The following is a 19,523-nucleotide window of genomic DNA, read 5'->3' on the forward strand; positions in this document are numbered from 1 at the left end:
AGGTGGCGCGTCGGCGTGTGGTTCAGGCGGTCGGCGCGAACGGCGAACAGCCGAAAGGCCAGCAAACGCCAGCGCTGCCAGCGGGTCAGTTCCATACCAGCACCTCGGCGGGGGTCGGGTTCCAGCCGTTGCAGGGATTGTTGAGCTGCGGGCAGTTGGAGATCAGCACCATGACGTTACACTCCGCGCGCAGTTCCACGTATTTTCCCGCCGCCGAGATGCCATCCTCGAAGGTCAGCCCCCCCTCCGGCGTCACCGGCACGTTCATAAAGAAGTTAATGTTGGCGCCGATATCGCGTTTATGCAGACGGCCATCGTGCAGACAGGCGCAGAGAAAATTGTCCCGGCAGCTGTGCATATAGCGCTTGTCGAGAGCGTAGCGCACGGTGTTGCTCTCCTGGGCGCAGGCGCCGCCGAGGGTATCGTGCCGCCCGCAGGTATCGGCCACGATGGTCATCAGCGGATGACCAAGATTGGAATAGAGCACGCTGCCGGCGGTCAGGTAGGCGTTACCCTGGCGGCGCAGCGTGCGCTGCGCATCGTAGCGCTCGCGCGGGTTGTCGGCGTTGTAAAACAGGGTATCAATCGCCTGGTTGCCTTCGAGATCGAGCAGGCGCAGGGTTTGCCCTTTTTTTACCTCAAACAGCCACGGCTCCCCAGCGGGGATCACATGGCGATAGACGGCCTCTTCCGGGCGTCGGTTACTGGTGATAAGGGTCATAAACGCCTCCTTACAGGGCAAAAAGTTGGGTATTGCGGAACGCGCGCTGGTTCTCATCGCGGGTCAGGAGCGCCTGGGTGGCTGCGTCTTCATCGTCGGCCTGATACCAGCTCAGCTGCACCGGACGGGGGGCATACTCGGTGGCCGGATCCTGGGGATGCGGCAGCGCGGTGAGCACCAGCAGGACGTCCATCGGGGCATACAGTTCCACGTAATCCCCGGCGCGGCTGTTGCCGGAGACAAAGTGAAAGCGCCCCTGGTCATCGACGGTGACTTTGCTGAAGAAGTTGACCACCATCAGCAGATCTTCCAGACCGAGATCCCATTTACCCATCTCCACCAGCAGGTTATCGACGCCGTTGCGGTAGAAGCCATTGCGTAATTCCTGGTAGCGTCCGGCGCCATATTTGTCGTGCGTCTCTTCGGCGTTAAGGAGCCCGCCGAACGGATCGTGCCAGCCGCAGCTGTCGGCGACGATCCCGGCGAGCACCCGGCCCATATCGGAGTAGAAACAGTGCCCGGCGGTCAGACGCGCGGTATGCTGCCCCTTGAGGGTATCCGGCAGGTTCAGGCGCTCACTTTTCTCATGGGGGTTGAGCATCATCATGCTGACGTTCGCCCCGCCGTCGATATCGGTCAGGCGCAGGATCTGCCCTTTGCGCAAAATCAGCGAGGTGTGCGCCCCGCCGGGAAGCTGCTCTTCGCGCAGGCTGGGGGTGGAGTGAAGCAGTTCAGTCATCAATTTATCTCCTTAATGCGTAAACGTTGGTGTCGCTACCGGCGGCCAGCTGCGCCATCCGCGCTTCATTGAGCGGGATGTCGTAGGTAATACGCGCTCCCCAGGCGTTGGGCGCCTGCGGGTCGATGCGCACTTTGTCGAACACCAGCAGCCTCGTGCCGAGGTTGAAGCCTTCCGCCAGGTCGTGGGTGACCATAAACACCGTCATGCGCGTTTCGCTCCACAGCTGGAGCAGCAGCGCATGCATATCCTTGCGAATGCCGGGATCCAGCGCGCCGAAGGGCTCGTCCAGCAGCAGCACCCGCGGCTGCATCACGAACGCCTGGGCAATGGCCAGCCGCTGTTGCATCCCGCCCGAGAGCTGCGCCGGGTATTTATCCAGGGCGTGTCCCAGGCCCACTTTCTCCAGCATCCGCTGGGCCTGTTGCCGGGCCTCGCGCTTTCTGCCGCCAAACAGGCGCCCCAGCAGCGGGGACGCCGGCAGCTCCAGACCGATGGCGACGTTATCCAGCACGTTGAGATGCGGAAAAACCGAATAGCGCTGGAAGACCACACCACGACTGCGGTCCGGCTCCGCCGCCAGCGGCTGGCCGTCGAGCAGGATGGCACCACGGGTCGGTTTTTCCTGACCGAGCAGCAGGCGCAGAAAGGTCGATTTACCACAGCCGGACGCGCCGACCATCGAGCAAAACTCGCCCTCTTTGACCTGCAGATTGATGCGCTCCAGCACCACGTGGTCGCCGTACTCCTGCCAGATGTTTTTGATGTCGATAAAACTCATCCCCGACCTCCTTCCGCCCACGGGAAACAGGCCTTGTGCAGCTGGCGCAGCGCCAGATCCATCAGCCATGCCAGCAAAGTGATCCAGATGACATAGGGAATAATCACGTCCATCGCCATATAGCGCCGCACCAGGAAAATGCGGTACCCCAGCCCGGCGGTGGCGGAGATGGCCTCGGCGGAGATGAGGAACAGCCATGCCGAGCCCAGCAGCAGGCGCAGGGAGGTGATCAGCCGCGACAGCAGCTGGGGAAGCACCACCCGCAGCACCAGGGTCCAGCTATTGGCGCCGAGGGTCTGCGCCTTAATAAACAGCTCCGCCGGGATCTCCTGCGCCCGCTGCTCCAGGTCGCGCGCCAGCATCGGCGTAATACCGATGACGATCAGCATCACTTTCGATAGCTCATCCAGGCCAAAGACGATAAACAGCACCGGCAGGATCGCCAGCGGCGGGATCATTGACACCACCGTCAGCAGCGGCGACAGCGCCGCGCGGTACATCGGGAAGACGCCGGCGGCGATGCCGATGACGAGGCCGATCAGCGACGAGACGGCCAGGCCCGTCAGCAGACGGCTCAGGCTGATCAGCGTATCGGCCCACAGCAGATACTCGCCGCTGCGTTTGTCCGGGGTGAACGCCATCCGGTCAATGGCTGCCACCATCTGCGACAGGCCTGGCAGCAACTTGTCCTGCGGATTGGCTTCCAGCCGCACCGCCGATCCCATAAACCAGGCGGCGATCAGCACGACAAAAGGCAGCAGCATCAGCGTCAGGCGCATCCCCTTTTGGGGATAACGGTTAATGTGGCGCATGGCGTGGTCTCCCGGCGGCAATCATTAGAGCTGGCCCGCGGCGGCCAGCTTCAGGTAGCTGTCGTCAAAGCGCAGTTTGCGGTTGGCGGCATCGCCGAGGGTGACATTTCCCGGAAAGGTCATGCCGATAAAGTCCGCGCTCTGCGCCCCTTCACCCAGCAGGCCTTTATCGAACGAGAACTGCGCCACTCGCTGCATGGTTTTCGCCAGATCCTGCGAGGAGATAAACGCCAGGGTGTCGGCAGGCGTCCAGAACAGATGGGTGGTTTTCAGCTGCGCCTGGTAGCCGGCAAGATCGGTACCGGCGTCGGCGGCCATAGCGCTCAACGCCTGGCTATCCCCGGCCTTCATTTTGGCCATCATTTCAAACCAGGCGCCGGTCAGGGCTTTGCCCAGCGCGGGGTTATCTTTCAGGGTCTGGGTATTCACCACCATCATGTCGATAAGCTCGCCGGGCACCTGCGAGGAGCTAAACACTTCGCTGGTTTGCGGGGTCTTTTTGATAACCGACAGCTGTGGATTCCAGGCCACCGCCGCCCGCACGCCGCTGGTGCCGAAGGCCGAGACGATATCGGCATCGGAGGTATTCACCACCTTGACGTCTTTTTCCTGCAGCCCGGCTTTTTCCAGGCCGCGCACCAGCAGATAGTGGGATACCGACAGCTCCGGGAGATACACCGACATTCCTTTCAGGTCGCTGAGCTTTTTATCCACCCCTTTGAGGACCACCCCGTCGTTACCGTCGGAGTAGCTGCCGGTGATCAGCGCCGTACTGTCGACACCGCCCGCCGCCGGGATCGTCAACGCGTCCATGTTGGTCATCGTGCAGCCGTCAAACTGCCCGGCGGTGTACTGGTTGATGGATTCGATGTAATCGTTGAGCTGAACGATATTGATTTTGATGCCGTATTTGCTGGCCCATTTATCAATGATCTTTTCATTGCTGATGGCGCCCCAGGGCATCCAGCCGGCGTAGATGGTCCAGCAGACGTTGAACTCTTTTTTGACGGCGGCAAAGGACGGGACGCTGGTCAGCAGCGTCAGCGACAGGACGAGTGAGCGGAGGAGCGGCGATGTTTTCATGGTGGACCTCTGGTTAGCACGAGAAACGGAGCAGCGCGACACCCAACGGTGCTGCTGTCTCCCGGGCTTTTATCCCGCCGTGTAACCTCGCCGAGGTCGCCAGCTCTCGGACCAGACGTTCACCGCGGTGAACCGGAACCCTAGCCAGCTATTGTGTGATCTGAATTGTCTGTTGCGCTGCTTTCTGCCGATGTTCTTGCAAGCACCATGCCAGGAGCCAGATAGCCGTTCCATCAGCGATTTACCGCCAACCGGGGCATCGCCTCCCAAAAATGGGGAGTAAAAGTGGGGCATTGCATGGCTTTGGTGCAGAGGGAAAGCCAACCGCGTCCTGGCAAACAACCGGCCGTTGGTCATGGGGGATGAGTCCTGTAACTCATGATCATTGCGCGGGTAAATGTTTGCCATTACGCCGCTTCGATATTTGGGAAGTAGCAGGGACTTCTCCGCTGCCCCGTCGCCAGGGGGCGTTATCCTTATTTTTCCGCCTGTACGACCCGCCTGACGGTAAAGCATTTAAATGTTGAATACCTACTAACGCTAAATTTCCTGGTTGTGCGTTTTAACGCACGATGATAATATTGCGCCACGTTAAGGAGAGGGGCGGAATGAAATCACCATTCGTTAATCCAGCATGATTAGCCTGTTAAATACAAGTTAAAATCACGCCAATGTTATTTAACACAGAGAGGATCCATGAAAATATTGCTGATGTTACCACCCCTTATTCTGTTAAATGGTTGTGTGGATCTCGGGGATGTAGGCATACATCCGGAAGAAAAAACTTACTATGTTAATCAGGGAAAAAGCCAGGTGGTTGATTGCCTTCATTATGCAGCCACTAAAGAGAAACTATCACTGGAATATGATGACACTCTCCCTGAAAATGTTTATAAGTACAATCTGATAAATACTGAAACCACGGCTGTCGCGTGGGTTGAAATCAGCAAATTCAACAGCAGGCAGACTTCGGTAGAATTTTATTATGCGCCGCATGCGCCGGATATACATCGGTCGGTTACTGCCATTGCTGAACGGTGCACATAATGCGCAGATAAATAGCAACAGAATTAAGCTATCAGAGAACGAATGATGAAAAGATCTCTCCTTTTGCTAATAACAGTGCTGATGATATCTGGCGAGTTACACGCTGATACTGTTTTGTATCAGGATAGCAGTTTTGTCGAGCGATCCCTTTTTTCAGGTGCAGTAAGCAAACCGAAGCACCCTAATAAATTTGCTATGAGTTTTGGCATATGCCAACTGAGAAAAATCATCAGGAGCGTCACGGATAGCGGAGCAAAAAAGACGCGTAAGGTTGTCCAATAACTGGCCAGTGCATCCCCCTCCCGGCAGACGCACCTCCTCCGCGTAAAACCGAAATACGAGTGACCCTCTTCAGGTGAGCGCGGTGCTTGTCACCACTGGTCTCTGCCTCGCACGCATCCTCATCATTCAGTTGGAATGTTCAGGTAAATAATAAGGTCTCGTAACACCTGACTGACGCCCGGTGTTACGCTAACATCATATAAGGCAGATCATCCACACTCTGGATGGTGGTTATTTTGTTAAGCACTCTTTACCGAAAGCAAGACGAACAAAAGGTATATTCAGTATTTCAGGATCGGCGCTGCTGAATAACACGCTTCCGGTTCGGCTTTCAATGGGTTTGTATTTTTTGAGCATCTCCATTTGAATTCCGGTGCTCATAAATGATTTGCCATTTTTATCATACAAAAAGAAGCACATTTTGTTATCTTTGCCTGGTTCAATGCTTTTATTAGAGTAATTATCAAGCGTAACTTTATAGAATATCAGATACTTCGCCTCGCCGGTAACGCTATCCCATTCACTTCCGGTGGACTCCTTTTGCGCAAAAATCTTGATCCCCGAAAAATAAGGATCATGATTCTTTTTCTCATCAGCCTGCACCATTCCTGAGGCAGCGATAGCTACAGCCAGCGCAATACCTTTCGTAATATAGTTATGCATTTCAACCTCATTAAGTTCACTATTAAGCATGCGCTACCATAGATCATGATATTGGTATTATCAATGATATTATCCATGTTCACTCAATGATCAAAATTCAGCCTGCAAATATATTTAAACCTATAAATCAGCACATTGATAAAATAACCATTAAAACAATTCTAATTTGAATTTAAAAAATTGTTACCAGTAACTTGTTGTTCACTTTTTTCTGCGTCATGTTTATGCACGGTTTATCTTTAACTTTACCAGGATGCTATTTAAAGCCGTTCGCACCGGCCAGGTTAGTGCCCCCTGTATCCATGGCGTGAATATCATCAGCGATCCTGAACAGGATAAGCAGGAGAGTTCCTGTCCCCCTCTTGAATGCCATGTCTATTTTTCCATCAGACCTACCATCGACCTGGTGCCAGTCAGCAAGTGAAGCGCACAGCGATGACCCATTTGCACCGACTCAGTGCCGGCTGTTCACCATACTGAAGCCCATCAAATCCCGCATCGCCATGTTAACTGCATGTATATAAAGCACTATTTTAACTGGCACGTTTAATGCTGTGCGCTTGTATACCGCTATGTGGACAAGATCGTATGCCGTATGGCCACAACACGTCGTCACTCTGCGGTCGCCACCTTCCCCTTTCCGTGAGGCATCCAGGGTGAATGCGTTTCACGGAAGTCTGTTAACTGAAAACGGAGAACAACATGACGACACTCAGCGAACCGTTGGTTACCCCGAAATATGACAAATGGCGCCAGCTGGTGCTGGGCTTGATCTGTATGGCCGCCATCTCCAGCCCGCAATATGTCTGGACGCTGCTGACGAAACCCCTGGCCGCCAGGCTGGGCGTCGGTCTGCCCGAGCTGCAGGTCACCTTCTCGCTGTTGATCATCCTCCAGACCTTCTTTTCGCCCTTTCAGGGGCGGTTAGTGGAAAAATTTGGCCCACGGCGGCTGATCGCTATCGGCACGGTGATGGCCGGAATGAGCTGGGTGCTTTCTGCGCAGGTGAAGGGCCTGGCGACGCTGTGGCTGGTTTATGGCTGCATGGGCGGCCTCGGGACCGGGATCGTCTATATCGGCGTTGTCGGCCTGATGGTTAAATGGTTCCCAAGGCAGCGGGGTTTTGCCGCCGGCGCGGTGGCGGCGGGCTACGGGATGGGGGCGATCATAACCACTTTCCCCATCTCCCTGTCGCTGACCACTAACGGCCTTGAACACACGCTGACAACTTTCGGGATCCTGTTCGCCCTCGTCGGCTTCCTCGCCAGTCAGGGGCTGAAGCTGCCGCCGCCTGCTGTCTCCCTGCCCGTCAGCCAGACGGTGGCGCAGAGCAGCAGATCGTTTACCTCCCGGGAAATGCTGCGCCAGCCGCTGTTCTGGCTGATGTTTGCCATGATGGCGATGATGTCGACTTCCGGGCTGATGGTCACCTCGCAGATGGCGGTGTTCGCCGAGGACTTCGGCATTAGCCAGGCGGTGGTGTTTGGCATGGCGGCGCTGCCGCTGGCGTTAACGATAGACCGCTTCACCAACGGCTTAACCCGGCCGCTGTTTGGTTTTATTTCCGACCGCTTCGGCCGCGAGCAAACCATGTTTATCGCCTTTGCGCTGGAGGGAGTGGCGATGACGCTCTGGCTGGCGTGCCGGGAAGATCCGCTGCTGTTTGTCCTGCTCTCCGGAGTGGTGTTCTTTGGCTGGGGGGAAATCTTCTCGCTCTTCCCGTCGACGCTCACCGATACGTTCGGCAGCGAACATGCCGCCAGCAACTATGGCTGGCTGTATATTTCGCAGGGCATCGGGTCCATCTTCGGCGGCCCGCTGGCGGCGCTGCTCTATCAGTACACCCACGGCTGGCATGTGGTTTTCAGCTGCGCCATTGGTCTGGATTTTATCACCGCCGCCCTCGCGCTGTGGGTGCTAAAACCGTGGCGCGCGCGCTTTATCCGCCAACATAGCTGATCGCCCGGCCGGACAGAAGTGACGGCCATGCCGTCACTTCACTGATATTCGCTGCGCAGCAGCGCGTACAGATACTCATCGCCCCACTCGCCTTTAAAAAAGATATTCTGCCGGTAATGCGCCTCGCGACGAAAGCCCAGCCCTTCCAGAAGTTTGATCGCCCCGGTATTGCGAGTGTCTACCACCGCTATTAGCCGGTGATGGGCTAACTGCTCAAAGAGTAAGGCTATCACCGCCCTCATGGCTTCCCGGGCATACCCCTGATGCTGATATGCCGGGGAAAAGGTCATCCCCAGCTCGGCCTGTCTGCCCCGATCGAAAAAATGGATCCCCACATCTCCCGCCAGCGCACCGTTGGCCTGGATCGCTACGGCAAGCTGGAACCAGCTTTCATCCTCAGCAAAGGCCAGCGAACGCTGTTGTTCATAGAAGGCTGTCGCCTCTGCCATCCCGTAATGGCTCCAGCTCTGAAAGCGGGCCACTTCCGGCAGGTTGCGATAATGGCTGAAAGACGGCAGATCTTCCGTTCTGAACCGGCGCAGCAGCAGCCGGGGCGTGGTCAGGGGTAGCAACATCTCTTCTCTTCTTCCTGGTGAGCCGGGCAATAGCGCGTCATCTTAACCTGCGCAGCCTGGCGCTGCCAGGCTCATGGCGGAGCCTCATCCCAGCGATAGATTTGAGTGGTGGCCAGCGCCAGCATGGCGAAATCTTCCGGCGTATCGCCGTAGGCGAAGATCTCCTCGTAATCGGCCAGGGAGTAGTTCGCCAGGATACGCGCCTTTTTGGCCAGGCCGCTGCAGTCTCCCCCCTGATACTTTCCGGTCGCTGCCCCGTTTTGAAATTCCACTTCGCTGCACAGCAGCTCAAGATTATGCTGCTGGCACCACGGTCGAAGATAGACATCCAGCGAGGCTGAAACCACCACCACGGTGTCCCCTCGCGCCTGATGCCAGGCTATGCGCTGCATCGCGTTCTCCCGCAGTGTATGGGGAATAAATACCTGGCTATGATCGTTCCCGCGCTGCAGGATCTCAGGTTGCGATTTCCCGGCAAAAGCATAATGAAATACTTTTTGCCGGATGGCAGAGGCGGAAAGCCAGCCCATTTTCCAGGCGAGAATATACGGCAACAGCCGCAATTTGCCCTGACGAATGGCTTTCGCATCGAGGGACTGATAAATAAAAGGGGTAAACGTATCTTCGTGGGTGATCGTGCCATCGAAGTCAAAAAAGGCAATGTTCTTCTTCATCCTTGTAACCTTATACAGACACACCGGCGCCGCAAAGGTGCGGCTGATTTACTTTTTTCCCGCCTGGCGGCAATATCCGGCATAATGCACCGCTGTCGCAGGACGGCCGTGTCTCCGGCCGTCGTGACAGCGAACCAGTCGACAGGAAAACGCATGAAGCCAAAACAAGCGGACATTCTCCGCCACGCCAGCGCGCTGTTTAATCGCGAAGGATATCAGTCCCCCAGCATCGAGCGGATTGCTGAGCATGCCGGCATCTCCAAAATGACCTTCTACCGCTACTATGCCGATAAAGAGGCGCTCATTCTGGCTATCCTCCGGCAAAAAGAGAGCGAGTTTATGCAGGATCTGACGCAGATCACCGCGGATAAAGCCACCGCGCGGGAGAAGCTGTTCGCCGTGTTCGACTACTATCAGTGCTGGTTGACCTGCGAAACGTTCCACGGCTGCATGTTCACCCGCGCGCTGTTCGAATATGGCGCGTCATCGCCGGCGATCCGGGAGCAGTGCTCCCGCTTCAAGTCGCGCCTGTGGCAGTTTTTCCGCGATATCCTGACTCTGGTATTAAAACCAGAGCCTGCCGAACGGGTCGCTATGATGATGGTGATGCTCATCGATGGCGCCATCGCCGCCCAGCAGGCCGAGTCCGCCGAATGCCGGGAGATCCCGCCGGGGACGACCGCCTGGAGCGCGGCCAAAGCGCTTATTTACTCAGAAGGCGGTACGCTGTGAGATGATGCGCTGCCGTCCAGCGACTGCAGCGCCGTCAGCAGACCATCATAGTAATCGTTGCAGGTTTGCAGGCGCAGCGCGGCGCCAAAGTAGACCTCCTCCATCGCCGCCGGATGTTTTTTGCCAATCGGCACAATGACATTATTCAGCCAACCGTCCGCATGGCCGATATCGACCGTGATATGTTCGGCATAGTAATGCACGTCGCGATCGGAAAGCCCAATCCGCCGACAGCCCGCCACCAGTTTTTCATACTGCGGCGGGTCGAGCAGTTCGGTCATCGCCATCACCCCCAGTGATTTGTAGTAATGCTGACGATTTACGCCGCCGACCATAAAGGCGTTATACCCGGCCAGCCCCTGCCACTCGTACAGATGGGCAAAATGGTTGTCCGGTAAGGCGATATTCCGCCGCTTCAGTAAATCCTTATACAGATTAACGTGGGTGATCTCAGTGCTGCCCTGACCTATCTCATCCCACAGATTCTGCGCAATCTCGGCGCGGGTTTCCGGCAACGAGCCCACCAGCCCCATCGCCACCAGATCGAAGAAAAGCAGATTCAGCGCGCTGTCGCTTTTGAAGAAATAGTCGATCTGCGCGGCGGAGGCCTCACTGGCAAGGAAATCGAACAGCGGATGATGAGACGCCGGGTGCTGCAGGCATAGAGCGCGCAGTTCGTCGACGATATTGCCGGCATTGAGCACCGGTCGCTGGCGGTGGAAACGTTTGCTTTCCGCCCGCAGCCACTCAGACTCAATGTAATTTCGGATCCCGGAGAGCAGCGGATGAAACTGATTGGCAGCCGCCGGCGAGAGCGGGTCGGCAAGCCAGGACTGATAGAGGATGAACAGCGCATGGTGCGCGCGCTTTTTGGCCTGCGGGTCGTCAGCAGAGAAGGCGCGGATGCAGGTATTCTCAGCCAGATGCCAGGCTCTGTCGGCGACCTGCGGATTGGCCGTCAGCTTCAGCGACAGCGCGTTACTGTGCAGAAGCTGGTCAATTAACTCATCCAGCGCCAGCCTGGCCATCACCGCGGTTTGGTCACGACCAATGACCCCATTGTCGGTATTACGCATGAATTTATCCCTGTGAAATGCATGGCGACTATACGGTATAGTACCGCTCACAATGCGGCAACGTAAATTTCATTGATATTGATAACGTGCTGTTTTTTTTAGAGAATTTAAACGAAACAAACAAAAACCACTAAAATATTATTGATATTATAAAAATAATAACGTTACCATCCAGTACAGTGACAAACGACACAAGGAATCACTATGCCCTATCTGTTACTGACGCTGGCCGCCCTGTTCTGGGGCGGGAATTACGTTGTCGGTCACGTGCTGGTTCAGGGCGTGGATCCGATCCTGATGACCGAAGCGCGGTGGGCGCTGACGGCGCTGCTGCTGGGCCTGCTCTACCGCCGGCAGATTGCCGACAGTCGTCACCTGCTGCGGGAAAACGCCCCGGCGGTGCTGGTGCTCACCCTGTGCGGTCAGGTCAGTTTCCCGCTCACGCTCTATATCGGTCTGCAAACTACCTCCGCCCTCAACGCCGCCATCTATATGTCCGCCACGCCGAGCATGGTGCTGCTGATTAACCGGCTGATTTTTCGCGACCCGGTATCGGCCCGCAACTGGCTGGGAGTGGTCTTCAGCACTCTTGGGGTGATGATCCTCTTATTTCAGGGGGATCCGCTGCATGCCGCCTCGCTGCATACCTTTTCCGTCGGCGATTTGTGGGCGATGGGTTCGGCGCTGAGCTGGGCGCTCTATTGTTCGCTGTTACGTCTGAAGGACCGCCGCATCCCGGCGAATGGCTTTGTCGCCGTCAGCTCGCTGCTCGGCGCCCTGCTCCTGCTGCCGATCGTCGCCTTCTGGCTGATGCGCCACCCGGCGCAAGACTGGACCGCCTGGCGCGAGCCGTTTTTCCTCAGCGGTCTGGCTTATCTGGTGATTTTCCCGTCGTGGCTGGCGTATCTCTTCTGGAATAAAGGTATCGCTACGATTGGCGCCACGCGGGGGGAGATTTACACCCATATCATCCCGCTCTCCGGCGGGGTGTTGAGCATCCTCTTACTGCATACCCAGCCGCATGCCTGGCACCTGTTCAGCGCGCTGTTCATTATGCTGGGGATTGGCATCTGCTCGCTGGAGAAACGCCAGGCGGCGACGGTTCGCCTGCGCGGTTAGCTTGTCTGCCGGGCGTCTGACAACGCCCGGCGTCAGCACTTAACGGCTGGTGGAGAGCGGCTGGTGAGGCGCCGTCCCGGCGGGTTGCGTCATCCGGCCCTCACGGCCAAAGAAGGTCAGAATGGTAATGACGATCGCCACCGTCCCGGCCACCAGGGCCATCGCCAGGCCGTAGTTATGCCCGTGGTGCTGGGCAATGGAGGCCTGCAGGGTGGCATTCACCGAGGCCAGCAGGTTACCCAGCTGATAGACGAAGCCGGGCAGCACTGCCCGGGTGTTGGCCGGAACCAGTTCGTTGAGCCAGGTAGGGATCACCCCCCAGGCGCCCTGCACCATAAACTGCATCAGAAACGCCCCGGCCCCCAGCGCCAGCGAGCCGCTGGCGAAAGCCCACAGCGGGATCACCGGCAGCGCCAGCAGGGCGGCGCTCATAATCGCTTTGCGCCGGCCAATCTTCTCCGACAGCGAGCCGAAGAAAACCCCGCCGATGATCGAGGCGATGTTGTAGCACACCGCGATAATGCTGACCGTTTTAGGCTCGAAGCCATGCTGGACTTTCAAAAAGACCGGGTAGAGATCCTGCGTCCCGTGGGAGAAGAAGTTAAAGGCCGCCATCAGCACCACCAGGTACAGGCACAGCTTCCAGTGGCTACGCAACACCGGCAGCAGAGCCGTGCTCGCTTTACTCTGCCGTGCCGCCAGCCAGACCGGGGACTCCTCGACGCAGAAATAGATAAACGGCAACAGCAGCAGTGGGGCGGCGCCAATGACAAACATCCCGCGCCAGCCGAGCTGTGTAAACAACAGCCCGTAGGCCACGGCCGCCAGCAGATAGCCGAAGGGATACCCCGCCTGGAACAGACCGGACATCAGGCCGCGCGAGCGGTCAGGGATCGTCTCCATCGCCAGCGACGAAGCCACGCCCCAGATCCCGCCCATCGCCACGCCGTACAGTACCCGCAGCAGAAAAAACAGCATCAACGACGGCGCCGCGGCGGAGAGCAGCTCAAAGGCGGAGAAGAAAACGATGTTGAGCATCAGGATCGGTTTGCGGCCAAACTTTTCCGCCGCCCTGCCGAAGATCAGCGCGCCGACAGGCCGCACGGCAAGGGTCAGCAGAATCGCCAGGGTGACCTCTTCAAGGTCGACGTGAAACGAGTGGGCGATATCGCTCAGTAAAAAAACCAACAGGAAAAAGTCGAAAGCATCGAGCGTCCAGCTTAAAAAACTGGCGATCGCCGCGTTGCGCTGTCGTGAAGTCCAGCCGTGCATCTTGTCATCCCTATCCCGACGGCGTTGCCGGGAGCTTGCGCGGCGTCCGGCAGAGCAGGCTGGTGCCACCGCTTGTGTAAATTGTTTGTATAGAAAGTTGCTCTTTTGTTAATTACACCCCTTTTCCAGCCGTCGGCAAGTTTATTAGCACGCTAATTTGTTTCAAATTGCGTGCGACGGCCCACCGGTTCGCTAATTTTCGACCAGAATTAAGGACAGGCTGGCTTCAGTGCACTGCCCCAGATGCCGCATCCACCCACAGGAAGGGAGAGAATCATGAAGAGAATCGCCATCGTCGGCGCCGGGCCGACGGGGATTTACACCTTGTATGAACTGGTGAAGCGTGGTGAGCCGCTATCGATCGCGCTGTTTGAAAAAGAGGCGCAGGCCGGGGTGGGTATGCCCTATAGCGACGATAATACCGCGGCGCAGATGCTGGCCAATATTGCCAGCATTGAGATCCCCCCTATTGACCTGACCTATCTGCAATGGCTGCAGCAGCAGAGCGACGACTGGCTGGCGGCGCGCGGTCTTGAACGGCAGGCTCTGCATGAGCGCCAGTTTCTGCCGCGGGTGATCCTCGGCGAGTACTACCGCGACCGCTTTCTATATCTTGTGCAACGGGCCAGAGACGCCGGCTTCGTGGTGAGCGTCTGCGAGTCCTGTGAGGTCACAGATATTGCGGTGCAGCCCGTCGGGATCGCCATCCACACCGACGGCGCGGCACAGCCGGTAATGGTCGATCTGGTGGTGATTGCCACCGGCCATTTGTGGCCTGAAGAAGAACGCGCCAGCCGGCAGTACTTCCCCAGTCCGTGGACCGGCCTGATGGAGGCCCGCATCGCCCCCTGTCGGGTCGGGATCCTCGGGACCTCCTTAAGCGCGATTGATGCCGCCGTGGCGGTGGTGGCCCGCCACGGCGTTTTCCATACTGAGCACGACAAAACCACCCATTTTTCCCTGCATCCCGGCAGCGACGCGCTGGAGATCACGCTGATGTCACGTAACGGCGTGCTGCCGGAGGCCGATTTTTACTGCCCGATCCCGTGGGAGCCGCTGGAGATAGCCACCCCCGCCGCCCTTGAGGCGGCCGTCGCTGAGGGCTGCGACGGCCTGCTGGATCGGGTGTTCCAGCTGATCGTCCATGAGCTGGAATATGCCGCCCCGGCATGGTGCGAGGCGACGGGGCTGCGCCAGCTGACGCCTGACAGCATCGCCGACGCCTGGTTTGCTGATCGTCTCACCCATGACCCCTTCCAGTGGGCGCAGCACAATCTGCAGGAGGTGGAGCGCAATAAGCGTGAGCGCCACACGGTGCCCTGGCGCTATGCCATTCTCCGCCTGCACGAGGCGATTGAAACCGTGGTGCCACAGCTCAACGACGAGGACAGCCGTCGCTTCCGTCAGGGGCTCGCCCGCGTGTTTATTGATAACTACGCCGCGATCCCGCCGGAGTCCATTCGCCGGCTGCTGGCTCTGCACCGGGCCGGTATTCTGCGTATTGTGGCGCTCGGCGAGGATTACGAGCTGCAGCGCGAGTCTGACCGGACGCTGATTGTCCATCATCAGCAGCGCTGTGAATTCGATGTCTTTATCGATGCCCGCGGACAGAAAGCATTGAAAACCCGGGATCTGCCCTTTCCTTCACTGCGCCAGCAGCTGCTGGCCTGCGGCGACGCTATTCCTGACGTTGGCGATGACTACACGCTGCAGGCGCCGGAGGCCGTGCGCGGCCGGGTCGCCTTCGGCGCTCTTCCCTGGCTGATGCACGATCGCCCCTTTGTCCAGGGGCTGACGGCCAGCGCCGAGATTGGCAGCGCAATGGCCCGCGCGGTCTCCCAGCAGGCAACTGGCCGGCGGCGTCGTCTCTGGTTTATCGAATAGCAGGACGTTTAAACGCAATATCCGAATAAAGGGGGGCCAGCAGGCGTGCTATAAACAGTGGCTGTTCGCCCCCGTGCAAGACCACGTCTAACATTTACGAGGTACTCATGAGTCATCTTTTTAGCGCGACGCGTATTGGTCAGTTGACGCTGGATAACCGTATCGTTATCGCCCCCATGTGTCAGTATTCTGCCGACGAGGGGAAGGCAACCTCCTGGCACCGGATCCACCTCGGGCAGCTGGCGTTCTCCGGCGCCGGCCTGTTAATTCTGGAAGCCACGGCAGTAGAGCCGGCGGGACGTATCTCGCCTGGGGATCTGGGGCTGTGGGATGATGAAACCGAAAACGCCCTGCGTGCCGTGGTGGAGGATATCCGGGCCTGGTCACCGATCCCTCTGGGGATCCAGCTGGGGCATGCCGGGCGCAAGGCCTCCTGCGCGGCCCCCTGGCAGGGTGGTCATCAGCTGGCGCTCAACCAGGGCGGCTGGCAGACCGTCGCCCCCTCCGCGGTGGCGTTTCACGACGGCGACCGCGCCCCGGCGGAGCTGAGCCATGCCGATCTGGCACGCATCAAAGCGGCCTTTGTCGCCAGCGCGTTGCGCGCCCAACGCCTGGGCTTTGAGCTGATTGAGCTGCACGCCGCTCACGGCTATCTGCTGCACCAGTTTCTTTCACCGCTCAGCAATCAGCGCCGTGACGAGTATGGCGGTTCGCTGGAAAACCGAATGCGCTATCCGCTGGAAGTGTTTAAGGCAATCCGCGAGGCGGTGGGCAACGCCATGGCGGTGGGCGTCAGGTTGTCGGCTACCGACTGGGTTGAAGGCGGCTGGGACGGCGAGCAGTCCATTCAGTTCAGCCAGCAGCTGGAAGCGCTGGGCAGCGACTATATCCATGTCTCCAGCGGCGGTTTGTCGCCGCAGCAGGCCATCACCGTCGGGCCCGGCTACCAGTTGCCTTTCGCCCGCGACATTCGCGAGCAGGTAGCCATCCCGGTGATTGGCGTAGGGCTGATCACCGACCCGCAGCAGGCGGAAGCGGCGCTGGAGGATGGCGATGCCGACCTGATCGCCCTCGCCCGCGCGGTGCTCTACGATCCGCACTGGCCATGGCACGCTGCCGCCAGCTTGGGCGCCCAGGTTCGCGTTCCTTCGCAATATCTGCGCTCCGAGCCACACGGCCTGAAAGGCACCCTGCTGCCAAACCGTTGAACCCGCGGCGGGCATAAAAAAGGGGTATCGTAAGATACCCCTCAGCAGGATGTTATTGCGGTCCATATGCCGGGCGGCGTCGCCTTGCCCGGCCTACAAAAGGGTGATGCCCGGTCATTGCGCAGCCAACCCGCCCCCTGCGTAGGCCCGCGCAAGCGCAGCGCCGCCGGGCAATCTATCAGGCTCCGCTCCCTATATTTCCGGGCGACGGCCCGGCAAACACCGCGAGTTACTGCTGGGCGGGCGGTGGCGTGGTGTTCTGTTTATCCTTCGCGATACTGTCCTGAATGGCTTTGGTTTTGCTCGCCGCTTCCGCCGAAAGCTGATTGGCGTCACCGATGGCGTTGTCTTTAATCTGACCCGCCTCTTTGACTATGCGGTCACTTTCCTGCTTTGCGTTCTGCTTCACCGCATCGGCCTGGGCTTTCGCCTGCTGGGCGATGGCATCCGCTTTCTTGTCCGCCTCCGCCTTGATGGCGCTGGCCTGATCCTTCAGACGATCGGCCTCGGCGTCGGCCTGGCTTTTCAGCGTATCAATTTGCTTATCCGCATCCTGCTTAATCGCCTGGGCTTTGTCCGCCGCGGCATCCTTCATCTGCTCCGCATTATCTTTGGCCTTATCCAGTTTGTTATCCACTTTCGACGCATCGTCGCAGCCAAACAGGGTCAGGCAAAGGGCGGAAGCAAGCAGTGTTTTATTCCAGAGTTTCATCAGCATTCCCTTACAGGTTGAGTCATTATCCAGCCTTGTGATTTATTGCCTTAATAGCATTCACATTTTATATATAAACGCTCAGCCACCAGAGTCAAGGCGACACCGGTCGATCCAGCGTCGCCACCAGCCCCTGCAGCCACTCGGCAAACACCCGCACCTTATGCGAGAGATGCCGGTGCGGATAGAGCAGCGACAGTGGCCGACGCGGCGCCGGGAAGTCCGGCAGAATTTCTACCAGCTCCCCACTGTCGATATAGGGTTGTAGAAAGAATCGCATTCCCTGCAGCATGCCCAGCCCTGCCAGCCCGGCGGAGGTAAAAACTTCTGAGTTGTCCAGCACCAGTTTACCGGGGATGGCGATCTGCCTGATGCCCTGCGGGGTCTGGAATCGCCAGGGCATAATCTGTCGGCTGCTGCTGTTTACCCAGTTCACCGCCAGGTGCGACTGCAGTTCCTCCAGCGTGGCGGGCGCTCCATAGCGAGCCAGATACGCGGGACTCGCGCAGGTGGTTAACGCCACCTCCCCCAGCGAGCGCGCCACATAGTCGCCATCCTCCAGATCCCCCACCCGCAGCAGACAATCCAGGCCATCGCGCAGCATATCCCGGCGCACATCGGAGCTACTGAGGACAATTTCCACCTCCGGATGGGCCTGATAAAAACCCGCCAGATGCGGGATCACCAGCAGCCGCGCAAAAGCGATTGGCATATCGACGCGTAGCTGGCCGCGGATCGGCCGGTCCGGCGCGAACGACTCCAGCAGATCGTCGGCCTGGGAGAGCAGCGGTTTACTGCGACGATAAAACTCTTCTCCTTCCGGCGTGAGATACAGGCGGCGGGTGGTGCGCTGCAGCAACCTGACACCGCTCTCCCGCTCCAGCTGCTGCAGCGCTTTGGTCACCGCCGGCCGGTGGATCTGCAAATTTTCCGCCGCCTGGGCAAAGCTGCCGGCGTCGACGATTTCAATAAAGATTTTAATATTTTCAAACAGATTCATCTGCATAACGGCTCGTTCCCCGTCTCTTCGCCTGTCTCAATTATTACCAATTTAATAACAGTGATGAAAGTTTTTGCTCATTTTTTAAAACAATAAAGGCGCCTACACTGCCCTCATTGCCGCATCGCTGGGGCGAAGAAATTGATAACTCATTAACGAACAAGGAAAAATATCATGCAAACTAACCGTGTGGCCCGCATTTTGGGTATTGAAAAACCGGTAGTCCAGGGCCCGCTCTCCTGGCTGACCGATGCTCGTCTGGTGGCGGCCGTCGGCAACGCCGGTGGTCTCGGGGTGCTGGGCCCGAACGCCGGCCTGACGGCGGCAACCGCCGTCTCCACGCCGGAGGCGACGGCAGAGAAAATGCGCGAAGAGATCCGCAAAACCAAACAGCTGACCGAGAAACCCTTTGGCGTCAACCTGATCCCGACGGCGGAAAACGACATCTGGACGCCGGCGATCCTGCCGGTGATCAAAGAGGAAGGCGTTAAGGTGGTGGTCTACACCGGCTACGGAGACGGTTCGTTAAAACCGGCGCTGTTCGATGAGCTGAAAACCGCCGGGATCACCATTATCTACCGCGATATTAACCCGACGCCGGAGAACAGCCGTCGCGCGGAGCAGGCCGGAGCGGACATCATCGTCGCCACCGGCTTTGACGAAGGCGGCACGCTGCCGGCTACCGCAATGGGGACCTTCACTATCGTCCCGCTGATCGTTGACGCTGTTCAGCGGGTTCCGGTGATGGCCGCGGGGGGCATCACCGACGCCCGGGGAGCGCGCGCTGCTCACGCCCTCGGCGCGGAAGGCGTCTTCGCCGGTTCGGTATTCATCAGCACCGTCGAAAGTCGCGTTCCCGACTCGGTGAAAGCGAAAATTCTCGCCGCCAACGGCCTGGATCTGCGGCTGTTTCGCACGCTGCCGGACTACTACCGCGCCCTGCCTGGCAAACTGAGCGACAAGCTGGTGGCCATGGACCGGGCCGGAGCCTCAAAGGCCGAGCTGGCCCAGGCGATGGGCGGTCTGCGCGGAATGCGGCTGGGCATGCTGGAGGGGAATACCGATGAGGGGTATATCTCGCTGGGGGCGGGGATCGGCAACATCCATGCCATCGCCTCCGTCGCCGAGGTAGTCAACCAGCTGGCGGTGTGAAACCGCCAGCCGGGGCACGGTAACCGGCGCGA

General features: G+C 58.4%; 19 protein-coding genes and 1 riboswitch. Of the genes, 7 read left to right on the forward strand and 12 right to left on the reverse strand.

The features are described 5' to 3' along the window. Window positions 1–85 precede the first annotated feature (85 nt). The 5 genes from ABLU73_RS16595 to ABLU73_RS16615 are packed head-to-tail and all read right to left on the reverse strand — an operon-like array spanning window position 86 to window position 4,136. Window positions 86–721 carry an urea amidolyase associated protein UAAP2 gene (locus ABLU73_RS16595; protein WP_264924068.1) on the reverse strand — a complete coding sequence of 212 codons (636 nt, stop codon included), beginning with the start codon at window positions 719–721 and terminating at the stop codon, window positions 86–88. A gap of 10 nt (window positions 722–731) precedes the next feature. Beyond that, on the reverse strand, window positions 732–1,460 hold the full coding sequence (locus ABLU73_RS16600) for an urea amidolyase associated protein UAAP1 (RefSeq protein ID WP_201357241.1): 729 nt from the start codon (window positions 1,458–1,460) through the stop codon (window positions 732–734). Between the two features lie 4 nt (window positions 1,461–1,464). Beyond that, window positions 1,465–2,241, reverse strand: coding sequence for an ABC transporter ATP-binding protein (locus ABLU73_RS16605; RefSeq protein WP_004205863.1), 777 nt, complete (start codon window positions 2,239–2,241; stop codon window positions 1,465–1,467). Further along, window positions 2,238–3,053: an ABC transporter permease gene (locus ABLU73_RS16610; RefSeq protein WP_043519578.1), complete on the reverse strand. Its 816-nt coding sequence runs from the start codon at window positions 3,051–3,053 to the stop codon at window positions 2,238–2,240. Before ABLU73_RS16610 ends, ABLU73_RS16605 begins: the two co-directional genes overlap by 4 nt. A gap of 24 nt (window positions 3,054–3,077) precedes the next feature. Beyond that, window positions 3,078–4,136: a putative urea ABC transporter substrate-binding protein gene (locus ABLU73_RS16615; protein ID WP_064177820.1), complete on the reverse strand. Its 1,059-nt coding sequence runs from the start codon at window positions 4,134–4,136 to the stop codon at window positions 3,078–3,080. 56 nt (window positions 4,137–4,192) lie between these two features. Further along, window positions 4,193–4,291, reverse strand: a riboswitch (guanidine-I (ykkC/yxkD leader). Between the two features lie 541 nt (window positions 4,292–4,832). Here ABLU73_RS16615 and ABLU73_RS16620 point away from each other — a divergent pair. Beyond that, window positions 4,833–5,183 (forward strand): hypothetical protein, encoded by a 351-nt coding sequence (locus ABLU73_RS16620; protein WP_064183385.1) that lies wholly within the window; start codon window positions 4,833–4,835, stop codon window positions 5,181–5,183. Window positions 5,184–5,696: 513 nt separating this feature from the next. Here ABLU73_RS16620 and ABLU73_RS16625 read toward each other — a convergent pair. Beyond that, window positions 5,697–6,128, reverse strand: a complete 432-nt coding sequence (locus tag ABLU73_RS16625) for a DUF4354 family protein (RefSeq protein ID WP_017900286.1) — start codon at window positions 6,126–6,128, stop codon at window positions 5,697–5,699. Window positions 6,129–6,830: 702 nt separating this feature from the next. On the opposite strand from ABLU73_RS16625, the gene oxlT reads away from it, so the two are divergent. After that, window positions 6,831–8,087 (forward strand): oxalate/formate MFS antiporter, encoded by a 1,257-nt coding sequence (gene oxlT / locus ABLU73_RS16630; RefSeq protein WP_049115388.1) that lies wholly within the window; start codon window positions 6,831–6,833, stop codon window positions 8,085–8,087. 38 nt (window positions 8,088–8,125) lie between these two features. On the opposite strand, the gene ABLU73_RS16635 is transcribed toward oxlT, so the two are convergent. Continuing rightward, window positions 8,126–8,662: a GNAT family protein gene (locus ABLU73_RS16635; RefSeq protein WP_057215306.1), complete on the reverse strand. Its 537-nt coding sequence runs from the start codon at window positions 8,660–8,662 to the stop codon at window positions 8,126–8,128. Window positions 8,663–8,733: 71 nt separating this feature from the next. Continuing rightward, entirely contained in the window at window positions 8,734–9,336 is a 603-nt protein-coding gene (locus tag ABLU73_RS16640) for an HAD-IB family hydrolase (RefSeq protein ID WP_023318284.1), read from the reverse strand. A gap of 153 nt (window positions 9,337–9,489) precedes the next feature. On the opposite strand from ABLU73_RS16640, the gene ABLU73_RS16645 reads away from it, so the two are divergent. Then, entirely contained in the window at window positions 9,490–10,068 is a 579-nt protein-coding gene (locus ABLU73_RS16645) for a TetR/AcrR family transcriptional regulator (RefSeq protein ID WP_004205853.1), read from the forward strand. Here ABLU73_RS16645 and ABLU73_RS16650 read toward each other — a convergent pair. Next, window positions 10,044–11,144, reverse strand: coding sequence for an iron-containing redox enzyme family protein (locus tag ABLU73_RS16650; RefSeq protein ID WP_264924058.1), 1,101 nt, complete (start codon window positions 11,142–11,144; stop codon window positions 10,044–10,046). The genes ABLU73_RS16645 and ABLU73_RS16650 overlap by 25 nt on opposite strands. Before the next feature lie 204 nt (window positions 11,145–11,348). On the opposite strand from ABLU73_RS16650, the gene ABLU73_RS16655 reads away from it, so the two are divergent. Then, window positions 11,349–12,263 (forward strand): DMT family transporter, encoded by a 915-nt coding sequence (locus tag ABLU73_RS16655; RefSeq protein WP_049093196.1) that lies wholly within the window; start codon window positions 11,349–11,351, stop codon window positions 12,261–12,263. Between the two features lie 39 nt (window positions 12,264–12,302). Here the strand turns inward: ABLU73_RS16655 and ABLU73_RS16660 are convergent, their stop codons facing one another. Beyond that, window positions 12,303–13,535: an MFS transporter gene (locus ABLU73_RS16660; protein WP_348850306.1), complete on the reverse strand. Its 1,233-nt coding sequence runs from the start codon at window positions 13,533–13,535 to the stop codon at window positions 12,303–12,305. 276 nt (window positions 13,536–13,811) lie between these two features. On the opposite strand from ABLU73_RS16660, the gene ABLU73_RS16665 reads away from it, so the two are divergent. Together ABLU73_RS16665 and ABLU73_RS16670 are read left to right on the forward strand one after the other, a co-directional pair. Continuing rightward, window positions 13,812–15,419, forward strand: coding sequence for an FAD-NAD(P)-binding protein (locus ABLU73_RS16665; protein ID WP_100050858.1), 1,608 nt, complete (start codon window positions 13,812–13,814; stop codon window positions 15,417–15,419). Window positions 15,420–15,526: 107 nt separating this feature from the next. Beyond that, entirely contained in the window at window positions 15,527–16,627 is a 1,101-nt protein-coding gene (locus tag ABLU73_RS16670; RefSeq protein WP_049093199.1) for an NADH:flavin oxidoreductase/NADH oxidase, read from the forward strand. Between the two features lie 229 nt (window positions 16,628–16,856). Here ABLU73_RS16670 and ABLU73_RS16675 read toward each other — a convergent pair whose 3' ends face one another. Together ABLU73_RS16675 and ABLU73_RS16680 are read right to left on the reverse strand one after the other, a co-directional pair. Next, on the reverse strand, window positions 16,857–17,345 hold the full coding sequence (locus ABLU73_RS16675) for a hypothetical protein (RefSeq protein ID WP_004205841.1): 489 nt from the start codon (window positions 17,343–17,345) through the stop codon (window positions 16,857–16,859). 88 nt (window positions 17,346–17,433) lie between these two features. After that, window positions 17,434–18,339, reverse strand: coding sequence for a LysR family transcriptional regulator (locus ABLU73_RS16680; protein WP_264924101.1), 906 nt, complete (start codon window positions 18,337–18,339; stop codon window positions 17,434–17,436). 174 nt (window positions 18,340–18,513) lie between these two features. Here ABLU73_RS16680 and ABLU73_RS16685 point away from each other — a divergent pair, with 174 nt between their 5' ends. Further along, window positions 18,514–19,491, forward strand: a complete 978-nt coding sequence (locus tag ABLU73_RS16685; protein ID WP_017900276.1) for a nitronate monooxygenase — start codon at window positions 18,514–18,516, stop codon at window positions 19,489–19,491. Window positions 19,492–19,523 lie beyond the last annotated feature (32 nt).

The sequence above is a fragment of the Klebsiella sp. GG_Kp175 genome, from assembly GCF_040062325.1.
Classification (GTDB): Bacteria; Pseudomonadota; Gammaproteobacteria; order Enterobacterales; family Enterobacteriaceae; genus Klebsiella; species Klebsiella quasipneumoniae.